This window comes from Pseudoalteromonas sp. meg-B1 (genome assembly GCF_003173795.1).
Lineage (GTDB): Bacteria > Pseudomonadota > Gammaproteobacteria > Enterobacterales > Alteromonadaceae > Pseudoalteromonas > Pseudoalteromonas undina.
This window is the reverse complement of record NZ_QGQU01000002.1, coordinates 402,247-423,097: the sequence shown is the minus strand read 5'-3', so window position 1 is coordinate 423,097 and position 20,851 is coordinate 402,247. Positions and strand designations below refer to the sequence as shown.

Below are 20,851 nucleotides of genomic sequence, written 5' to 3'. Positions count from 1 at the left end.
GCCTTTTGTTGTTTTTTAAAGAGGTAGTTTATGCTTCCCGTGATCGCTCTTGTAGGGCGACCCAATGTGGGCAAATCCACATTATTTAACCGTTTAACACGTACTCGTGATGCACTCGTTGCCGACTTTCCAGGCTTAACGCGTGATAGAAAATATGGCCAAGCAAATTACGATGGCTTTGAATTTATCGTGGTAGATACGGGCGGTATTGATGGCTCAGAAGAAGGTATCGAAACCGAAATGGCTGATCAGTCATTACTAGCCATTGAAGAAGCGGATATTGTTTTATTTTTAGTTGATGCTCGCGTGGGTATGACAGTGGCTGATCAAGCTATTGCTAACCACTTACGTAAGCAAGAGAAAAAATGTTTTGTTGTTGCCAATAAAACAGACGGCATTGATGCCGACTCAAATTGTGCTGAATTTTATCAACTTTCACTTGGTGAAGTTCATCATATCGCTGCCGCACATGGCCGTGGTATTACCTTACTGCTTGAGCAAACTCTTCAGCCTGTTATTGCTGAACTTGCCGCTCTTGATGAAGATGTAGCCGATGACGATGAAGAACTTATCGACTTATATCAAGAAGGTGAAGAAGATGACACCGATCACCAAGCATTTGCCGACAAGCCGGTAAAGCTGGCAATTATTGGTCGTCCAAATGTTGGTAAGTCAACCCTTACTAACCGCATACTAGGTGAAGATCGGGTTATTGTATACGATATGCCAGGTACAACCCGCGACTCAATTTACATTCCGATGACCCGTAACGACAAAGAATATATTCTTATCGATACCGCTGGTGTGCGTAAACGTAAAAAAGTAAGTGACGTGGTTGAGAAGTTCTCAGTCATTAAAACACTACAAGCAATCGAAGATTGTAACGTTGTGCTACTAGTGGTTGATGCTCGCGATGGTATTTCTGATCAAGACTTAAGCCTGTTAGGTTTTGCGCTTAACTCAGGACGCTCATTGGTTATTGCCGTGAACAAGTGGGATGGCCTAGATAACTACGTTAAAGACCGTATTAAGACGGAGCTTGATCGTCGTTTAGGCTTTATTGATTTTGCCCGCCTACACTTTATCTCTGCTCTGCATGGTACCGGTGTTGGTCATTTATTTGAATCAGTTGACGAAGCGTATGAGTCGGCAACTAAGCGAATTAGTACTGCTATGTTGCGTCGTATTATGGACATGGCACAGGCTGACCACCAGCCGCCACTTGTTCGTGGACGTCGTGTTAAGCTTAAGTATGCGCATGCTGGGGGCTATAACCCGCCACGTATCGTAATTCATGGTAACCAAGTACATGACTTACCTGATAGCTACAAACGCTACCTCATGAACTACTACCGTAAAGCACTTAAGATTATGGGTACGCCAATCAAAATTGAGTTTAGAGAAGGCGATAACCCATTTGCAGGGCGTACTAATAAAGTAACCCTGTCGCAAAAACGTAAAATTCGTGCGTTTAGTAAAGAAAACCGCAATAAGTCATAACGATTTTGATTAAGTCAGTTTAATAAAACGGTGTACTTTATAGTACGCCGTTTTTTATGATTCAAAGTTAAGTAATGCCAATTGCACCAGCCGTTCAACTGTGGTGCCTTGAAGGTTTTTAGGCGCTTTAGGATAATATTTCGATTTTGGCGTTTTAATAGTTATAAACCCATGATTGGTTGCCATTTCGTGGGCTAGCAGTTTTCGTTCTTTGGGTGTTAAATGGTTTTCATGTATTTTGCTTAATTCGCCACTATCAAGCCATATTCCCGCACAGCTAGGGCACTCATCTATTTCAACTGCTTTTAGCGGTGAAAAATACCTACGCATCATCACTATGCTTGGGCATTTAGGGCAATTTACTCGCATTGCGACTTCACCCTCACCTTCGGCATAATTACTTAAATACTTAAGTAAAACCTGACCATGCTTTAACTCTGGCGAGCTAAATTTAAAAATTTGGCTGTTATCGAAAAAAACGCCTCCTAACGACGATGTATAAACAGTGATACCGCCAACTAATATAGACTCCAATGGTGTATTCGTACGAGGGCACAACATTTTCAAAATCCTTTTTATTTTAATACCTACAGTTAAATAGTTATTCTAACGCTTTGTGTATCAGGCCAATTAATGGTGGTAGCAATGTAGTGTGACCTGCCAATACAAACTCATATGCCTCATCTGACATTTTTTTCACGTACAGCGAATAATCCAAATCCATTTCACTTCATCATAATCGGATTTCGAACCTGCAAAGCTAAGCATGAAATGCTCAATAAATATTTGGGTGTTGGCTATTCGCCTTATCAGTTAGCAAAATACGTTATTAAATATCGCTACTCCAATATGTTTTATTTTAAACACCAGTAAAACAATAAGCTAGACGCTGTTAAAAACCAACGCATTAATTGAGTGAACTTGTTATTATCGTAAAATAGGCACGCGCATGAATAACAATTAAAACTCTAAAAAGTGAAATTCAACATGTTTAAAAAAACAATTTTAGCTATTTGTTTAGCAGCCACCTCGCTGCCAAGCTTAGCCGACAGTAGCAGCGACTTAACAACCATTATTGATAACCATTGGGAAAATGCGAAAGCAGAAAAAATATTTTTTAGAACCGATCCAGACGGTTGGAAACCAAACGGCACATTGCCAAATTGGAGTGAGCAAGCCATTGCTAAGCGCCAAGCTTACAACAACAGCGTACTAAAAAGCTTAGCCAGCATTGACCCAAAAACACTCAATAGCGAGCAGCTAATGAACTACCGCTTATTTAAATATGAGCGAGAAACAGAGCAGCAAAGCTACCTTTATCAAGATAAGTATTTTCCGGTTAATTTTTTAAGTGGCTGGCATACTTACTTTGCAGAAGCGCCAGCTAACATGGCCTTTTTAACTGCCGAGGATTACGATGCATTTTTAGTTAGCCTTAGTGACTACCCTCGTTTTAATCAGCAAAACATTAATTTAATGAAACAAGGCATTCAAACCGGTTTTACACATTACTGCGAAACGTTTAAAAATTATGGCCAAAGCATTAACGCTCATATAGTTAAACAACCTGAGAATAGCGCCTTATATGAGCCATTTACCCGCATCCCTAATACATTTAGCGCAGCGCAAAAAGAAACTTACCAAAATAAAGCTAAAACAATAATTGCCTCAAAAGTTGTGCCTGCTTACGAGCACTTTTACGACTTTTTTGAAAACGAATATATGCCGCACTGTAGAACGCAGCCGGGTATTGCAAGCATCAAAGGTGGCCTTGATTATTACAAGTACACGGTTAATTACTACACCACCACTAATGCTACTCCTAAACAAATTCATGAACTTGGTCTAAAAGAAGTGGCGCGCATTAAAGCACAAATGCAAGCCATTATTGATAGCGTTGGTTTTGAAGGCAGTTACAGCGACTTTTTAAAATTTTTAGCAACCGATGAGCAATTTTACGCAAAAGACGCCCAAGACTTGCTAGAAAAAACCGCTTTTATAACTCAAAAAATGTATGGCAAACTCCCCACTTACTTTGGCCATTTGCCGCGTAACACCTTTACTATAAAAGGCTCAGCGAGTCGCGGTGCGTTTTATATGCCACCTTCTGATAACCGTTCACCTGGCACTTACTTTTTAGCCTCAACTCCAAAACTGCAGCCTTTATATAATTTAGAAGCACTTAGCCTGCACGAAGCTATTCCTGGGCATCATTTACAAAACGCCATTGCAATGGAGTTAGACGTTCCTGAATTTAGACGCACCCTTAGCCACTCAGCATTTGGCGAAGGCTGGGCATTGTATACAGAACGTTTAGGTAAAGAAGCGGGCTTTTACCAAAGCCCATACAGTGACTTTGGTCGTTTAGGCTACGAAATGTGGCGCGCAGTGCGCTTAGTGGTCGATACCGGTATTCATGCCTTTGGCTGGAGCCGCCAAAAGGCGATTGATTACTTGGCTGAACATACCGCCTTGCCACAAAGCGCCGTGGAAGATCAAATAGACCGCTATATTTCATGGCCAGGCCAAGCGCTTTCATACAAAATGGGCGAAATTAAAATACGCGAACTGCGTGCAAAAGCCGAAAAACAGCTAGGCGCTAAATTTGATATACGCAGCTTTCACGACACCGTTATTGGTCAAGGTTCACTTCCTATGGCGGTACTTGAAGATGTAATTAACGACTGGATAGCACAGCAAAAATAAAGCTAGTGGCGGTACTATTTGCCGCCTCTTACCAAATGGACTTTTTAATGAAACACCTACTTATTTTTATATCGCTCATTTTATTTAGCGGCCAAGCAAATGCTTTTTGTTTGGATTTATCAAACTATATAGAGGGCGTAAGTTATGGCGCTTGTGGGGATCAAACTGATTCAATTCTCCTTACGCCTTATTTTATTATATGGATGCTTTTAAACGTGTTATTCGGACAGACTCTTAATAAACCAAATATACACGTGGGTTTTAAATATTTACTTTTTCTTTGTACGCTCCCACTAAGCCCGTTAGTACTTTTAATGAATTTAACTGGAATAATGGTATCTCGCATTTATAAAAAGCATTCAAATACGACAGCAAATAAACCCCAACCTAACTATGATTGCACAGAACCAATTAATGAAAAGTCGAGCGTTAATTTGATAATAATTGGTGAGTACACTTTTGACAGCATGCAGCAAACTTTAATTAAAGAAGATAGTCACTTCACATTAGAGCCTAAATGCATGCAGGTACTAAGCTATTTAGTTGAACAACAACCAAGAATAGTGAGTCTTGAAGAGTTACATAATAATGTATGGGAGAATCAAATAGTAACCGACACTGCAGTTAGGCGAGTTATTAGCAAACTACGTGTAGCCCTCAATGATAACGACACAAAAAATCCTAAATACATAAAGTCTGTAATGAAACGAGGGTATCAGCTAATAGCTGAAATAAAAACACAACCAATTGAATAATAATAATTTATAAAAGTTATAACCAAGGTAATACCATGGTTATAACTTTATAATAACTAGTTAACGGCTTTGTTATCGTTATTTTTTGCCAAACGTTTTAATTTATTTAGGCGCTGTAGAGCGACCCATAAAATTAAATAATTAAGGAAAAAAATATGAAACATTTACTCCCGCTAACACTATTATTTATTACAACATTAGTTACTATCAGCCTAATAGGTAACGCTCAATGTATAGAAATAGGTAGCGCATCTATTGCTAGTATTTCATTCGGCACTTGTGATTTATCAAGCTCTAAAACAACGCTATCACCACTAGTTACTATTTTTTGGTTAGCAATGAATATGCTTTTTGCAGTAATACTGCCTAAACCATCTATTGCTAAAAAGTACAAAATTGCTTTATTTATTTGTAGTTTACCGCTTAGCGTATTTGTGTATTTAATTGCTTATGTATCTATAAACCTAACTAACACGAACAAACAAGCTTAATAAAACCTAAGCAGGTGAGTAAGTATTACTTGCTCACCCTTTAATTACTAAAACTTGCAGCTAACTAATCCCTACCCGTTTTTGCTTCGTAAAATAAATGATTTTAAAAACCAGAGCATAAGTATGAAAAAACGTATTCTGTATTGGCTGCAAAATGACTTGCGCATTGACGACAACCCCATACTCAATGATTTATCACAACAACAATGTGAGTTGGACCTGGTCTTTGTGATTAACCCTGCTTGGTTTAAAAGCAATAACTACCAACAAAAACCCTATGGTGTCCACAAACAACGCTTTTTAATGCAAAGCCTATATGAGCTACAGGAGTCTGCTTTAGAGCTTGGCCAAACTTTACATATTATTGAAGGCGATCCAGTTGAGGTATTAACACAGCGTATTAATGAGCTTAGCATTGACGAAGTTGTATATAGCCAGCAAATAGGTGTATATGAGCAACGCCAAATTAGTGCTCTTAAGTCAAAATGCACTACTGTGGTATTTAAATCTGTGATGCAAGATACTTTATATCAACAACAGCAACTGCCCTTTGAACTAGTTAATTTACCAACCGGCTTTACACCTTTTAGAAAAAAGATCGAAGCGGCAGAAATTAGTTTAGCCACACATACATTTTCAGCGGCAAGATTGCCTCCACCTATTATACTTTGCGCAAAACAACCGATAGAAAAGCCAGCAACAGGGAATACACAATTACTTGGTGGGCATCAGGCTGCGCTTGAGCACTGCCAGCAGTACTTTTCATCGGCTTTACCGAGTAGCTATAAAATCACTCGCAATGAGCTGGATGGCTTTGATAACTCAACAAAATTTAGTAGTTGGCTGACTTTTGGCTGTATTAGTGCCAAGCAAGTTTTTTGTGCTGTAGATGCTTTTGAAGCGCAGTATGGAGCAAATGAGTCAACTTACTGGATCAAGTTTGAATTGCTCTGGCGTGAGTATTTCAAGTGGCATGCGATTAATGTTAAGCATCAGTTATTTACCTTTAAAGGTAAGAAACAAAGCTCGCCACTCACCACGTTTAGCCCGAATCGTTTTGCTAAATGGTGCCAAGGCAGTACACCTTACCCGTTAGTTAATGCCATTATGAAAGAGCTAAACGCAACGGGCTTTATTAGCAATCGCTCAAGACAAATCGTTGCTAGCTGTTTAGTAAACGAACTACAACTAGACTGGCGTTATGGTGCGGCTTACTTTGAGCAACAGTTAATCGATTACGATGTGGCGTCGAATTGGGGTAATTGGCAATATATTGCTGGAGTTGGTGTCGATCCGCGCGGCGGACGTCACTTTAATTTGCAAAAACAAACTCAGCAATACGATCCGCACGGTGAGTACATTGCCAAGTGGCAAGGAAATGAGCATTGCGATGCACAATTAGATGACTTAGACGCCGCTGATTGGCCTGTGTAAAAATAAAACCTCGAACATGATATTGGCTAGCTGACTCTCGTTATAAGCCTAAGGTTAAACCTTGGGCGAGAGTGACGCTGGGTTTTTCTACTACGCGGTTAATTTCAACCCCGTTATGCTTAACAATAAAAGTGGGGGTATATTGTAAGTCATGCGCTAGAGCAATACCTGCCTTATCACGTTTATCATAACCGACTGTAACAAAGGTTATTTTCGAAAGTTTAACCTTAGACTCATCGAGTAACTTTATTAATCGAGGTACTTCACGGGCACTGTCATGACACCACGTACCTAAAAGCACTAACACCTCTTTACCTGCTAGTTTTTGCATCAATGCAACGTCTTGCGGTGTCGGCGAAAATGTTTGGTATTGCTTAGCAAATTTATCGTGCTCGCTTAATAAACGCTTAGCAGTCATAGCGTCCGAGTGTGGTTTGAGCGTTGCATTCACTGCCAGTGGTAAACTCAACATTAAAAGTAAAATTAATTGTTTAAACATAATCTTATACTTAAATAGTGTTTTAGTTACTATACCCACAATCGAGCTTAAGTAAATAAAAGTTACTTGCTTTTATCCATAAAATCATCCACTTGTGATAAAACGGCTAAGTACTCACGTTTGACTTCTTTGTTTTGTTCTAATTTATCTAAATCACCGATTAACGTTACTAATTGCGTATGTGAATAACTCGATGTTGTTCTAAACTCGTTCGACGCCCCCACACCACTGAGTCGTTTTCTTTCATCCATACGATGACTATCTTCATTTTTCTCGAGCCAAATATCGTTAATAAGACGAATATTACTCTCACTGGTGGATGTTTCTTTCAATTCCTTTTTTAGCTCGTATTGAGATATTTCGGGATTAAACTGATACACTTTTTTATCTACATCCACCTCATGAGCCTGATCAAGGGCAACCAATTCGTTATTTTTTACAGCGGTACCAATAGTGTAATTTTCTTGTTTATCATAATAATCAGGAGGGATGTCTGAGCGGTTACCTTCTTCATAATTAAAACGCGTGCTCGCCGTTTTATCTTGAGTAACCCCAGTTAAGCCTGCTGATTTTTGGTGTTCTGTATTTTGACTCAGCTTTGTGGTGCTTGTTGCTATGTAATCCCCCTGATCCATTGCAAAAGAGAATTTTGCATCAAAATCAGCTAACTTAGAAATACCATCGCCTAAGGAATTTTTATTACTGCTTCCTAGCCCTTGGTAGCGCGGATCTTTGGTGATCATATTGTCAACTAAATTAGCGACAAGCTCGCGTCCATTAGTAAACTGCTTTGTAGCAACCGACTCAATTTCACTATAGCGCTCAGCAGCTGATGACATACTACTAAACGCACTTTTAAAAACAGCCAACCCTTGTTTCATCACTTCATCACTTTTGTGACCAAACGCAGAACGTGTACTTTTCTCAGAGCTGTTGAGCTGGCTATCTTCTAAGCTTTTATCGAGCGCTTTTATGTATTGTTGCATTTGGCTTTTGTCTTGAGCGCCAATGGTTGACATATCAAGCGAAAAATCAATATTGTTTTGTCCGTTTACCGATTCAAACTCCAGTATTTGCTGCTCAGAATCCTCATCAAGGGTATAACTTAAATTAAGCTCATTATCTATTCCAAGGAGCGCTCCATCAGCATCGCCAGTATTTCCCTCTGACGTTGAAAAGTACAAATCAAAACCCGAAAGTTCTTTATTATCAAAATTGCTCAGAAAACTTAAATCTAAATCAGCTTGGTTTGCGGGTACGTAACGACTGTAAGCGCTTTGTTTAGCCTTAAAAAATTCATCCGCCATTTCTCCAACACCAGAAAGTACTTGCGTTAATGCTTGGTGTTCAGACTCTGATAAGTCGCCATCCACTTCATAACTTACACTAAATTCATCCGTGGTTTCGCCGCTTTCTTCATCGTAACCTTGTGCAGAATGAAAGGTGATTTTAATAACATCACCTTCTTTGGTTTTTACCGAAAGCTCAAACCCATAGTTATCATCGTCTTCAAATCGCTCGCGATTAAAGCTTTCCATGAAAGGATTAAGTGAGCGTTCAACACGCTGTTGGCTAGATGCTAAAAATGTTTTTTGATTAAATCCCAGTTGCCCCAAGTTTGATAAAATATCGCTAGTGTTGGCATAAGCACCTTGGATATTTTTTACAGAAGAATTTAAGCGCTCAATTAACTGATCGCTACGTTCGTTTTTTAATAAGCCCTCTTGCTGAGAGCTTATTACCGTACGTAGTGCAACCTCTTCACTAGAGAGCTTATAATTTGAGCCACTGGGTGCGCTGGAAATCGTGAGTAACGAGGATAATTGCTGATTAAGTATTTCATCGACTTGTTGGTCACTAAACTGACTAAGCATTTCATCAGTGATTGTTGCCGAACTTGGCGCTAAGTGAGCACGCGATTGCAAACCTGTGGGCATACTGGTTTGGTTTGAATTATTGACCGATTGGGCAAGCAACGCATTTAAGTTAGCATAATTGCCTTGTAGTTTATTAACCATGATTATCCTTAATCTTCAGTACAATATAAATACGGTATCGGCCAACGAATTAAAAGCTTTAATTATTTGTTTATTATTCAAATATAAAGTATTTACGCAAAAAACATTCTTTAAAAGTAATTAGCAGGTTTTGGCAAGCAGCGACTTTAATATGTCTGGTACAAATTTTCGCTGCGCGGTAATGGCATAGAAGTGTTCGAAAGCATCGGGTAAACGCTGATATTCAACTAGTAGGCCTTGTTCTATTTCATCCTTTACTACAACTGGTGGCAATACCGATAGTGCACCACTATCGCGGGCAAGTAATCGCAGCATAGCCATATCATCAGCCTCTGCTTTTATTTTTGGCTGATACTGCCAACGAGCACACAAAGCATTAAATGAGTCTCTAATAGCTGAGGTTTTAGCGGGTAACACCCACTGTGCATCCGTGTAACCTGCTGGAAATTGGCCACGTATTTTTTTATCAGCGGGGCCAACTATAGCTAATGGCTGACGAGATACCAACTGACTTTGCCAAAGCTGATCGTAGTGCTCAAGCCCGATGGGTTTATTAGTTAAAACTAAATCCAGTTCGTGCTCTGCCAAACCATTTAGCAGCCCATCCATACGACCTGCAGTCAGTGAAAATCGTACTTCGTCATTGCTCATTAAGGGGTTAATAAATTCTTCGATAAAGTTACGAGAGAGCGTATTGAGCACCCCGATTGATAAATGCTGAGTTTGGGAAATCACCCCTTTATGAATAAAAGAAGACAGTTCTTCCCCTTTGGTGAATATATCGTTGGCGTACATTTGCACCCGCTTTCCCATATCGGTTAATGCGAGTGTGCGGCCTTTACGTTCAAATAACTCAATATTAATGGTGTGCTCTAATTGTTTTATTTGCGTAGAGAGCGCTGACTGCGACAAATGCAGTTCTTTCGCGGCTTGGGTTAAGTTACCAATACGAGCAACCGACCAAAAATAATATAAGTGATGATAATTTAAACGGCTCATTACTGTTCTCTTTTATAGAACGTTTATATGCATTATATCTATTTTTATTTAGTTATCTAGTTTGCCATACTTTGCTCACTAAATAAGGAGCACTGAATGAGTGAGTATATTATTTCGTTGTTACTGCTAATAATGCCTTTGAGCACATTTATAGCAGCCTGGTTAATTGGCCAACGATCGCGCGCTTCAAATGGTCATGTACTGTTTAAAGTAATGGTGTTTAATAGCATTGCATTTATAACAGCTATTACGCTTCATCAAATTTATGCTTTTGATTTACTCAGTTTCTTATCGCTGACCATGACCCGAATTATTATGCTGGGGCTTATATTATTTATCACGCTGATATTGATTCGCTTTTGTAAGCACTATATGCAAGGTGAGCCACGTGTAAACTACTTTTGGCGATGGCTATTACTTACCATCACTGCCGTATTAGTTGTGGTTATGAGCAACCACTTAGCGCTATTTTGGCTAGGCTGGGTGGCGATAAGTTTAGCACTACATAAACTATTAATGTTTTACCCTGAGCGCCCTCGAGCGGTGCTCGCCGCCCATAAAAAATTTATTGTGGCACGTGTTGCCGAATCCTTATTACTGATTGCATTTGGTATTTTGTGGTTCATTCACAATAGTCTGTACATAAGTGATATAACCGCCTTTTATAACACCACCACACAACCACTGTCTTTTGCAGAGCAAGTCGCCGCTTTTTTAATTGCCTTTGCGGCTTTAATAAAATGCGCTCAACTCCCAATACACGGCTGGCTAATTAAAGTGGTTGAAGTACCCACACCGGTGAGCGCTTTATTACATGCCGGAGTCATTAATTTAGGAGGCTTTTTATTAATTTTATTTGCGCCTTTGTTTATTCAAGCTAGCGCAGCACAATGGTTAATTTTAATTGTTGCTGGTTTAACTACAGTGATCAGCGCATTAATAATGACCACTAGAATAAGCGTTAAAGTAAGGCTAGCTTGGTCTACAAGCGCACAAATGGGGTTAATGCTGGTAGAGTGTGCGTTAGGTTTATTTGAACTGGCTTTACTTCACCTTGTTACCCATTCAACTTATAAAGCTTTCGCATTTTTAAACTCAGGTAACGGCGTAAATGAAGATCTGATCCGTCGCCATATTCCAAAACAATCACCCGAATGCTTTGACTGGTTAACCGGTGCGCTTATCTCAATAATAATCGTTGGCGCAGCATGGTTTATTAGCTCTTATCAGGGAGCGGTAAGTATTTGGCTGCTTTTAGCATCAGCATTAACCATTTTGCTTGCCAATCAGCATGGTACAGCTACGACTAAAACACGTAGTAAAAAGCTGTTAATTGCACTATTAGTGGTCTTTAGCTATGTGGCCGCTAAAAATATTTTTGCGTTTGCACTTCCCCTTGAGCAGTGGCGTGAACCTGCATTTAGCTTAGCCGACAGTTGGGTAATAGCCCTTATTTTAACCCTAATGATAGCAAGCTACTGTTTGCGCTATCAATCTTGGCGCCCTCAGGTTAAATCACTGTCTACTTTATTATTTGCAGGCTTGTATTTAGATGAGTGGTTTACACGACTAACACTAAAAATATGGCCGATAAATTTGCCTAATAATGGCCACACTGATTTAAAAAATCATGCCGCTGGGATCACTATTGAGGAATCAAAATGAGCAGCCTAACGCCTTCAAATAACACTGCACTCTCGCTAAGTGACAGTCAAAACAACCTACTTAATAAAGTATGCGGTTACATAGCACCAAACTGGCCGCTAGATCAGATGATTGCAGTAAACCCATTTTGGGAAATGCGCCATATGCCAATTGAAGATGTAAGCGCACGGCTGGATACCTTATGTAATGCCAACATGCTGATGTCTAAGGATTTTTATCTACAAAAATATAATGCTGGCATGATTACCGACAAACACTTAGCCGATGCCGCAACGCTACTTAATAGTGACTTTAATAAAGAGCAACTATTACAAGCGCTTAGAGTTGATGTGCCATTAGTAGACTGGCACAACATTGCTGATTTACTCGACCAACAACGTAATAAGCATAAAATGGCTTGGCATGATGAAATTACTCATCAGTTGAGTCAGTTTTGTGCTGCACATTATCAACAACTCGGCCCTATGCTGCATCGTAATGATACTCAAGCCCCATCTGAATTATATCGCCATTGGCTTACTGTTATTCAAGCTGATAAAGGCATTAGCATTGTTATGGATGAACGGCATTTAAATGGCTATTTTAAGCAATTACCCACATCCGCTGATGAACTAATTGCACTGACTCTTAAAACGCTTAATATAGATAATGACTCGTTAGAGTTATACGCGCACTCATTGCTCTTAGATATTAACGGTTGGGCATCGTGGCTTGCGTATTTACGTTTTCAAGGTCAGCTTTACGACACCCCAACAGATGAGATGAAGCAACTTCTAGCCATGCGCATGGCATGGGACTTAGTAATTTGGCAATACCTGACCGATCACGATAGTGCTACATTTAAACAACTGCAAAGCCAGTGGCAACAAGAAAAGGCGCTTGTTGTTGAGCGCTTACATGCACATAAATTAGCACAAAAGCCATTATGGGTGTGGGCAAAAGCAATGGAACTCAGCTTTCAATATCCGCTTAATGAGGCTCTGCAAACCGCGACAAAAGCCCCCGTGACAAACGCTCAATTACAAGCAGTGTTTTGTATTGATGTTCGCTCGGAAGTGATTCGCCGTGCGCTAGAGTCTCAAAGTCAACATATTGAAACGTTTGGCTTTGCCGGTTTTTTTGGTTTACCGCTGGAATATCAAGAAAATGGCAGTGCTATTACTCGCCCACAGCTCCCTGGGCTACTTAAACCGGCTATACATGCCACGCAAACTCACAAAGACGCGACACTTGAAGCATCACGCCAAAATAGTGCCACATGGCAAAGCTGGTCAAAATCGGCCCCTTCATCGTTTTCTATGGTTGAGTCAGCAGGCTGGCTGTATGCATTTAAATTAATAAAAAATACCTTTTTATCTAAAGACGATGCTAAAAAGTGCACTCCGACTGACTGGCAATTAACACAAAACCAGCAGCAACTGACCCTAAAAGACAAAACCGATTTAGCCCAAAAAGTGCTTACAACTCTAGGTATAAAAGAGTTGGCACCACAGGTAATGTTAGTGGGTCACGCTAGCCATACAACCAATAACTTACAAAGTGCTGGCCTAGATTGCGGCGCCTGTGGCGGACAAAGTGGTGAAGTAAATGTACGAGTACTCGCAAGCCTACTTAACGATGCTCAAGTACGTCAAGCGCTTAAAACTCGGGGACTCACACTGTCAGAAAACACCCAGTTTATTGCAGCCATTCATAATACAACCACAGATGTGATAACCACCTATGATGCTCAACTGGATGATAATCTAAAAAAATGGCTCAGTGTGGCAACACAAACAGCTCAGCGCGAACGCTTAGTTAATATAGAGCCAAAGCTGATTGATAAATCAGCGGATGAAATTAATCACGCTTATCATCAACGCGCCCGCGATTGGTCGCAGGTGCGCCCTGAATGGGGACTTGCAAATAATGCCGCCTTTATTGTCGCGCCGCGCTCATGGACGCGAAGTATTAACTTACAGGGACGCTGTTTTTTACACGATTATGAGTGGGAAAGCGATGGCGACTTTGCGATATTAGAGCTTATTATGACTGCGCCTATGATAGTCACCCATTGGATCAATAGCCAATATAATGCCTCGGTTAACGATAATCACAAATACGGCAGTGGTAATAAAATACTTCACAATGCGGTGGGCGGTAATATTGGCTTATTTGAAGGTAACGGTGGCGACCTGCGCATAGGCTTAGCCATGCAATCGCTACACAATGGCGATAAATGGATGCACGAACCTATTCGCCTTAATGTATATATTGCTGCGCCACAATCAGCAATCGCAGCAATTTATAACAAGCATACGATGGTGAAGGAACTAATTGATAACCACTGGCTAACACTCATTCGTTGGGGCGATGACAACACCTTAGAGCGCTTTGAAAACGGGCACTTCACTACAGTTTCCCCCTCTAAAGAGCGAGCATGATCAATGTTAAAGGCCGTCATAGCCACTAAACATAAAAAAGCACCTCTTATCGCCCCTGCATTGAAGCCACTTGGCTATAATGTGGTAACAACCAGTCTATTTGATACCGATACGCTTGGGATGTTCACTAATGAAGTGCAGCGTGATTGCAGTGCCCAAACAGCGGCACTAATAAAAGCTCAACAAGCGTGTGAACTCACTGGCGAGCAATGTGGGCTTGGTAGTGAAGGCAGCTTTGGAGGTGGCCCATACCCTGGGTTAATGAACTGGGATGAAGAAGTAATTTGTTTTTACGATAAACACACAGACATCGCTATTTATGGACATGCAGGCGGGCCATTTTCACCCAGCAGCTTAACCATTAACAGCGAGACTAATGTTGAATCAATCATTGCAGCATGCCAGCGCTTTAAAGAGCAGAATTGGATACTTGATGACACTCAAACACTTTATAAAGGGCTAAGCTTTGAAGGCTTGGTTGCTTTATTTAAAGAAAAAGCGCCCAAAGCCGGCATAATCACGCCTGATTTAAGAGCTATGTATAGTGGGCAACGCCAAGCTATTATTCGCCTCGCTGCCGAGGACTTAGCAAGGCGGTTGGCATCAAAATGTCCACAATGCCAGTGTGCTAACTTTGTTGCCAAACAACTCACGAAAGGCTTGCTCTGTGAGCTGTGTAGCATGCCCACACAACAAGTAAAATCAACAACCTCTTTGTGTGATAGCTGCGGCTACAACCATATTGAAGCGAATGAAAAACACGTTGCCGATGCAACATATTGCCAGTTTTGTAATCCTTAAGAGTTATTATGACATCATTACAACCCACTCAATTATTAAATACTGAAGAGCGTATTAACCAAGCCGTTGCATTATTAAAAGCCGGCGAATGCGTCGCTTTACCCACAGAAACTGTTTATGGTCTAGCTGCAGATGCGACTAACAGTGATGCCGTAGCGAAAATATTTACCGCGAAAGGACGCCCAACAAATCACCCGCTCATTGTGCATATTCCCAATCAGTCGCATCTACACAATTGGGCAAAAAATGTAAATAAGGCAGCCATCACACTTGCGGATGTATTTTGGCCCGGCCCACTCACCCTAATTTTAAATGCTAAAAATGATTTAAACAGTCCGGTAACAGGCGGTTTGCCCACCATTGGGCTTCGCGTGCCTGCGCACCCTGAGTTTTTAGCGGTATTAAAGCAATTAAACACCGGTCTTGCAGCTCCCTCGGCTAATCGCTATAAGCAATTGAGCCCAATCAGTGCAGCTCATGTAATGCGCGATTTGAATGGTCGAATTAGTGCGGTATTACAAGGAGGTGAATGTAATGTAGGTATTGAATCGACCATTGTAGATGCAAGCTCACAGCAGTTACGCATATTACGCCCAGGGCCAATTTCAGCAGCTGATATTCTGCAAAAAACCGGACTGCATGTCAGCACACCACATTCACATAACGAAGTGGTACCGGGTAATGTAAAAGCGCATTATCAGCCTCATGCACCTGCCATGTTAGCTAATACTGAAGATTTCGCTAAAATTTTGACTGAGAACTCTCAGGGTAAAAGTCACTATTTGATCTATTCGACTCAAGTGCAACAGCAATTATTAGCGAGCGACATTCCATCCGAACGTATTACTAAGCTAAGTAGTTGCCCTATTGAATACGCTAAAAATATGTATAAAGCACTGCATCTTATTGATGAGAAAACACCATTGAATATTTATATCGAAAAACCGCCAGTAGGCAGTGAGTGGGCTGCAGTGAATGACCGACTTAGTCGCGGCACCACAGTATTTGTAGGATAAGTTAATTAACCGTTAGGTATTCAATAACCGTTGCTGCTGCCACTGGTTTATAAAAGTAATACCCCTGAAAGCGTTTACAGCCAATATCCACTAACATATCAAACTGTGCCTGTTCTTCCACGCCTTCAGCTATAACACTTAAGTTATGGCTGTTGGCAATGGCGATAATACTTTGCACCATACTGTTAGACTTAGGGTCTATTAAAATATCATCTACAAAGCTTTTATCTATTTTCAGTTCATCTATGGGTAAGCGCCTTAATAAACTCAGTGATGAATAACCTGTACCAAAATCATCCATCGAGAAGCGTATCCCTCTAGATTTTAAGCTATTTATCGTATCAATCACATGCTCAAGGTTATCCATAAACAGTGACTCTGTAATTTCTAAGATTATACTTTGCGGGGCAACATTATGGGTTTCTATGCTTTGCAATAATGTTGTAATGAAAGCACTGCTTTGAAATTGCATCACTGAAATGTTGATTGCTAATTCAAGAGGGGTATCGCTGTGTTGTTGCATCTTTGCAAATTCACTAATAGAACGCGCTAAAACAAAGTCACCTATTTTAAATATTAAATCACTTTGTTCTGCAATAGCAATAAACTCGGCAGGTGAAACCATACCCAATTCACCGTCATGCCAACGAATAAGTGCTTCCATAGCATGGATTTTTCCCTGTTCATTCACTTGGCACTGATAGACCATAGAGAATGATTGTTCACTTAGCGCTATATTTAATCGCTCTTCTACTTTTAAACGGCGCAAATAAGCTTGTTTTATATCTGCATGGTAATGGCACAGCCATTGCCCTGTATCTTTTGCCCATTGATTAGCCAAATGCGCACTGCGGACCAGCTTACTTTTGGTTATGCCATGCTCTGGGTAGTTGGCCACACCGACACTCATATTTAAAGGACGTTCGGTATTTTTGGTTTCATATTGTTCAATAGAAGATGCTAATATTTGTTCAAAAGCGTGCCTATTTTGCTCATCCGATAAATGCGGTGTAATAATGCAAAACTCATTACCACTGTTTCTAAAAACTAGGTATGGAACTGCGAATGTAGCTTGCAACATTGCGGCATAGGCTTTAATTGCCTTATCGCCATACTCCATACCAAAGCGATTATTCATTGAGCGTAAATTGGTAATGTTTATGATTGCTAGACTAAAAGATGTCTCTTTTTTTGCTTCAAAGCTATCACGCAGTGCTTTTCGATTGGGTAACTTTGTTAAATCGTCGTTCCGAGAAAGGTAAAACAGTTCATCAACTCGTTTTTGCTCAGCACGAGCAATAAACCTAAAACCAAAATATAACACCGTACAAATCAGTAAATAGATTAAAAAATACCAGCATACCTTCCAATAAAAGACGTTTTTTATTGGCTGCATTGCCCGATTTGAGAGTGTCCATAATTGATAGCGATTATCAAATTTTGCAGATGTTAAATAAGGCTTACCACCTACATGTGTATCAATACTAAACACCTCTTCTGAGGATTTAAATATTTCTTTATCCTTGCCTGTTTGCTTTATCAAAGCATTATCAGATAACCCTAATGCCTGCTTAATTTTGGTTTTTGTATAGCTAGCTATATCTGCATCTTTTACGGAACTGTATTGAATAAAACCATCAATTTCTCTTGCTAGCATTATGTAATCGTCACTATTACTTTGCAAAATATTGAGGTATTTAGCGCCTCTTGATACCGCCATCCCTGCAGTCATTACAGCAATCACAGTGCCACTTTTGTCTCGTAATGACTTCCTTATTGGAATAACCCATTCTTGTAACGATAGATTAAAATAAGTTTGCCCTAACACCATTTTGTCTGAGCTAAGGGTTTGTGAAAAACTTTGGCGGGTTTTTTCATTTTCTTTCAGATTAATCATTGTTGAGGCATTTAAATTTGAGCTGTAGTAAATAATTTCCCCTTGGGGATTAAACAGTCCAAAGCCTAATAACACAGGATTCTCTAGTAAAATATTGTCGAGAAGTTTAATTGTTGATGTTTTTTCGGTTAAGTTATTGTTTGAAAGGATGTCTCTGCCAATTAAATCCAGCATAAGTTCTTTATTTCTAAGGGTGCTTTTAAGTGCTTGCGCAGAAAATTCGACACGGTTTTGGGAGCTTGTGCGGTATTCTTTTTCGATATTTCGCCATTCATAAGCCAACAAAACGCTTAATAGGACTAGACCGCCCAATAGCAAAAAACAAAAGAGTTTCCATAAATTATTTTTTATTAGTGCCATCTAATTTCTCACAACCCGTTTGGTAGTGTGTTATGTATTTGGGCCCTTAAATGCACTTTATGGCTAGCTTGGTTTTTTTTCAAGCTATTTTATTGCAAAGTTGAGAAAAACACATAAAAAAAACGCCCATTATTTAACATTAAAAATAAAATAAATTAACAATAAAGTTGGTAAGTGTTTTATTTTATTGTTAAGACAAGGCTCGTATACATTTGAACCCGGTAAACTGTATTTACGTTCATCGCAGAGGTTATTGAGCGACTATTATAGTTTATTTATTAAATATAATATTGATTTAAAACAATAGCTTTAGTTATAAACTGCAAGTCAAATTAACCCTTGCATCAAGCGCTTTAGTTTAGTCATAATTTTGCAATAATCATCAGCGATAATAGCTGCATTATTAGTCAACAAAGCTTTATAAGACCCTCATGAGCGAATCTACGGTGCAATTAACCTTTGCACTACCGTCATTTGAAGATCCAATGTCTGCGGCATTAAGCCACAGCATGGAATTTGAAACGCTGTCATTGCATGCTAATAGCCAGCATCAAATTGCTTTGCAATGCGTTTTGCCTGAAGCGGCCCATGAAGGTGATATTATTTCGCTGAGCGCAACTTTACCAAATGCACGAGCAGCTCAGTACTACACAGAAAAAAAGCTCAATCAATTTGATTTAGAACAGGGACGGGTCACGCTTAGGTTGAACCAAATAGCGCATAGTCGTGGTTTTGTAATGCAAATGATTTTGCACGGTAAACACGGCACGTTAAAGAATAGTTTGCAGTTCGATATGCATATTAACCAATTTGGTAGTGGATATACTATACCAGTAACTTCGATTACCCCACCAAAGCCGCACCGCGTTCGTCAGTACCTCGCCAGTATGGGAACAGCTTTAATCTCACTTTTTTAGCTCTTGTTATAAATTTTACCATTAAGCTTTAATTAGTTAATCAGCAAAGCTCACTTTACCCATAGTAATATCTAAAATTCCACCTCTTTTATTTTTAGCACTTTGTCGCTGCCCTGCTAAACATTCGTTTGCCAAAATAGCAAACAGCACCGCCTCTTTGGCATCAGGGTGAACACCCAAATCATCAGTATTCTTAAACGCCTTAATATTTGGGCAGTGTATTAGTAATTGCTCCATCAATAATGGATTATGAATACCTCCACCACTGGCATATACCACACAGTTTTGAACCCCTTTAGCACAGTCATTTAACGCCCTAGCAATTGTAGTCGCAGAGAGCGTATTTAAAGTCGCCAACACATCTTCATGGCTTAAATATTGGGTTGCGGTTTGGGCTTGGGCTGCGCGTAATAAGGCTAAATTAAACACCTCTGGCCCTGTTGTTTTTGGTAGTGGTAATTTAAAAAACGCGTTATCGCTGAGTGCTTTAAGCAGCTTTACATTCACCTTGCCTGCTTTGGCAAGCTTTGCGCCCTCATCATAATGCATTCCTTTAAAGTAATACTGTACGTAGGCATCCATAATGGTGTTACCTGGGCCTATGTCACTACTAAACACGCTACTAGCATCACCGCTTTTAGGTAAAAACGTTAAATTAGCAATGCCACCCATGTTTAATAAAATGCGGTTTTCGTCAGGGCTGGCAAAAAATAAATAATCGCCATACACGGCTAACGGCGCACCTTCTCCACCAGCGGCAATATGCTTTTGCCTAAAATCGCCAACAGTGGTAATGCCTGTAGTAACGGCTATTTGGTCACTATCACCTATTTGTAAGGTGCCATGCTTAAAGTCATGATGGTTATGCTGCGACTGCGGACAGTGATAAATAGTTTGCCCGTGGCTTGCTATGGCATCAATACTCGCAGGATCAATACTCCATGCAATTAAACACTGATTAACCATAGCACCATGGAGTTTTCCCACCCAAGGGTGTAACAAAGTCAGCACTTCTAAATCGCATTCGCGCTTGGCAAATACCTGCTTTATTTTAGTTTTATACTCGTCGCTGTATTCAACCGTAGTAAAATTTTTAACCTCTATTTGTGTATGCAAACCTGCACCGGTTATTTTACATAGCGCCACATCTAAACCATCTAAAGAGGTGCCACTCATTAAACCAATAATTAAACGACTGGACTTTTTAGCGCTATTATAAAGGGCTTCGATATGAGGATGCATAGAGACTCTGTCTGGGTGTTTTTTACATTTTAAAAGAGTTTTAAGCAAAGTTATACCTGTATACACTTTAATTTTAATGAATTGTTTTTCATTGTTTAAGCGTTTAAAGCTTGCTAAGTTGTTGGCTG

Annotated in this window: 16 protein-coding genes; 10 read left to right on the top strand and 6 right to left on the bottom strand. The window is 39.9% G+C overall.

Annotated elements, in window-relative coordinates; all coding sequences use genetic code 11:
• The first annotated feature begins 30 nt into the window (after nt 1–30).
• The gene (gene der / locus DK924_RS10355) at nt 31–1,500 is read left to right on the top strand and encodes a ribosome biogenesis GTPase Der (RefSeq protein ID WP_010389444.1); all 1,470 of its coding nucleotides are present in this window, start codon (nt 31–33) and stop codon (nt 1,498–1,500) included.
• Between the two features lie 54 nt (nt 1,501–1,554).
• Here der and DK924_RS10350 read toward each other — a convergent pair whose 3' ends face one another.
• Nucleotides 1,555–2,061, bottom strand: a complete 507-nt coding sequence (locus DK924_RS10350; RefSeq protein ID WP_010389445.1) for a zf-TFIIB domain-containing protein — start codon at nt 2,059–2,061, stop codon at nt 1,555–1,557.
• A gap of 426 nt (nt 2,062–2,487) precedes the next feature.
• Here DK924_RS10350 and DK924_RS10345 point away from each other — a divergent pair, with 426 nt between their 5' ends.
• From DK924_RS10345 to DK924_RS10330, 4 genes are all read left to right on the top strand, one after another.
• Nucleotides 2,488–4,206, top strand: coding sequence for a DUF885 family protein (locus DK924_RS10345; protein WP_109875095.1), 1,719 nt, complete (start codon nt 2,488–2,490; stop codon nt 4,204–4,206).
• Nucleotides 4,207–4,520: 314 nt separating this feature from the next.
• Nucleotides 4,521–4,961, top strand: coding sequence for a winged helix-turn-helix domain-containing protein (locus DK924_RS18870; protein ID WP_244186399.1), 441 nt, complete (start codon nt 4,521–4,523; stop codon nt 4,959–4,961).
• A 155-nt stretch (nt 4,962–5,116) separates the two neighbouring features.
• Nucleotides 5,117–5,452: a hypothetical protein gene (locus tag DK924_RS10335; protein ID WP_024602629.1), complete on the top strand. Its 336-nt coding sequence runs from the start codon at nt 5,117–5,119 to the stop codon at nt 5,450–5,452.
• Nucleotides 5,453–5,575: 123 nt separating this feature from the next.
• Nucleotides 5,576–6,886 carry a DASH family cryptochrome gene (locus DK924_RS10330; RefSeq protein WP_109875093.1) on the top strand — a complete coding sequence of 437 codons (1,311 nt, stop codon included), beginning with the start codon at nt 5,576–5,578 and terminating at the stop codon, nt 6,884–6,886.
• 40 nt (nt 6,887–6,926) lie between these two features.
• Here DK924_RS10330 and DK924_RS10325 read toward each other — a convergent pair whose 3' ends face one another.
• The 3 genes from DK924_RS10325 to DK924_RS10315 form a co-directional block, all read right to left on the bottom strand.
• On the bottom strand, nt 6,927–7,385 hold the full coding sequence (locus tag DK924_RS10325) for a thioredoxin family protein (protein ID WP_109875092.1): 459 nt from the start codon (nt 7,383–7,385) through the stop codon (nt 6,927–6,929).
• A 62-nt stretch (nt 7,386–7,447) separates the two neighbouring features.
• Nucleotides 7,448–9,403 carry a hypothetical protein gene (locus tag DK924_RS10320; protein ID WP_109875091.1) on the bottom strand — a complete coding sequence of 652 codons (1,956 nt, stop codon included), beginning with the start codon at nt 9,401–9,403 and terminating at the stop codon, nt 7,448–7,450.
• Nucleotides 9,404–9,523: 120 nt separating this feature from the next.
• Nucleotides 9,524–10,402, bottom strand: a complete 879-nt coding sequence (locus DK924_RS10315; protein WP_109875090.1) for a LysR family transcriptional regulator — start codon at nt 10,400–10,402, stop codon at nt 9,524–9,526.
• A gap of 96 nt (nt 10,403–10,498) precedes the next feature.
• Here DK924_RS10315 and DK924_RS10310 point away from each other — a divergent pair, with 96 nt between their 5' ends.
• The 4 genes from DK924_RS10310 to DK924_RS10295 are packed head-to-tail and all read left to right on the top strand — an operon-like array spanning nt 10,499 to nt 16,307.
• The gene (locus tag DK924_RS10310; RefSeq protein WP_109875089.1) at nt 10,499–12,067 is read left to right on the top strand and encodes an NADH-quinone oxidoreductase subunit L; all 1,569 of its coding nucleotides are present in this window, start codon (nt 10,499–10,501) and stop codon (nt 12,065–12,067) included.
• On the top strand, nt 12,064–14,490 hold the full coding sequence (locus DK924_RS10305; RefSeq protein ID WP_109875088.1) for a YbcC family protein: 2,427 nt from the start codon (nt 12,064–12,066) through the stop codon (nt 14,488–14,490). The genes DK924_RS10310 and DK924_RS10305 overlap by 4 nt, the downstream gene beginning before the upstream one ends.
• Nucleotides 14,491–14,493: 3 nt before the next feature.
• Nucleotides 14,494–15,291 (top strand): DUF6671 family protein, encoded by a 798-nt coding sequence (locus tag DK924_RS10300; protein ID WP_109875087.1) that lies wholly within the window; start codon nt 14,494–14,496, stop codon nt 15,289–15,291.
• Nucleotides 15,292–15,299: 8 nt separating this feature from the next.
• On the top strand, nt 15,300–16,307 hold the full coding sequence (locus tag DK924_RS10295) for an L-threonylcarbamoyladenylate synthase (protein WP_109875086.1): 1,008 nt from the start codon (nt 15,300–15,302) through the stop codon (nt 16,305–16,307).
• Nucleotide 16,308: 1 nt separating this feature from the next.
• On the opposite strand, the gene DK924_RS10290 is transcribed toward DK924_RS10295, so the two are convergent.
• A complete protein-coding gene (locus tag DK924_RS10290; protein ID WP_109875085.1) occupies nt 16,309–18,564 on the bottom strand; it encodes an EAL domain-containing protein in 2,256 nt (751 codons plus the stop codon).
• Between the two features lie 431 nt (nt 18,565–18,995).
• Between DK924_RS10290 and DK924_RS10285 the strand changes: the two genes are divergently transcribed.
• Nucleotides 18,996–19,481, top strand: a complete 486-nt coding sequence (locus tag DK924_RS10285; RefSeq protein ID WP_109875084.1) for a hypothetical protein — start codon at nt 18,996–18,998, stop codon at nt 19,479–19,481.
• A gap of 36 nt (nt 19,482–19,517) precedes the next feature.
• Here DK924_RS10285 and DK924_RS10280 read toward each other — a convergent pair whose 3' ends face one another.
• A complete protein-coding gene (locus tag DK924_RS10280) occupies nt 19,518–20,723 on the bottom strand; it encodes an anhydro-N-acetylmuramic acid kinase (protein ID WP_109875264.1) in 1,206 nt (401 codons plus the stop codon).
• Between the last annotated feature and the right edge of the window lie 128 nt (nt 20,724–20,851).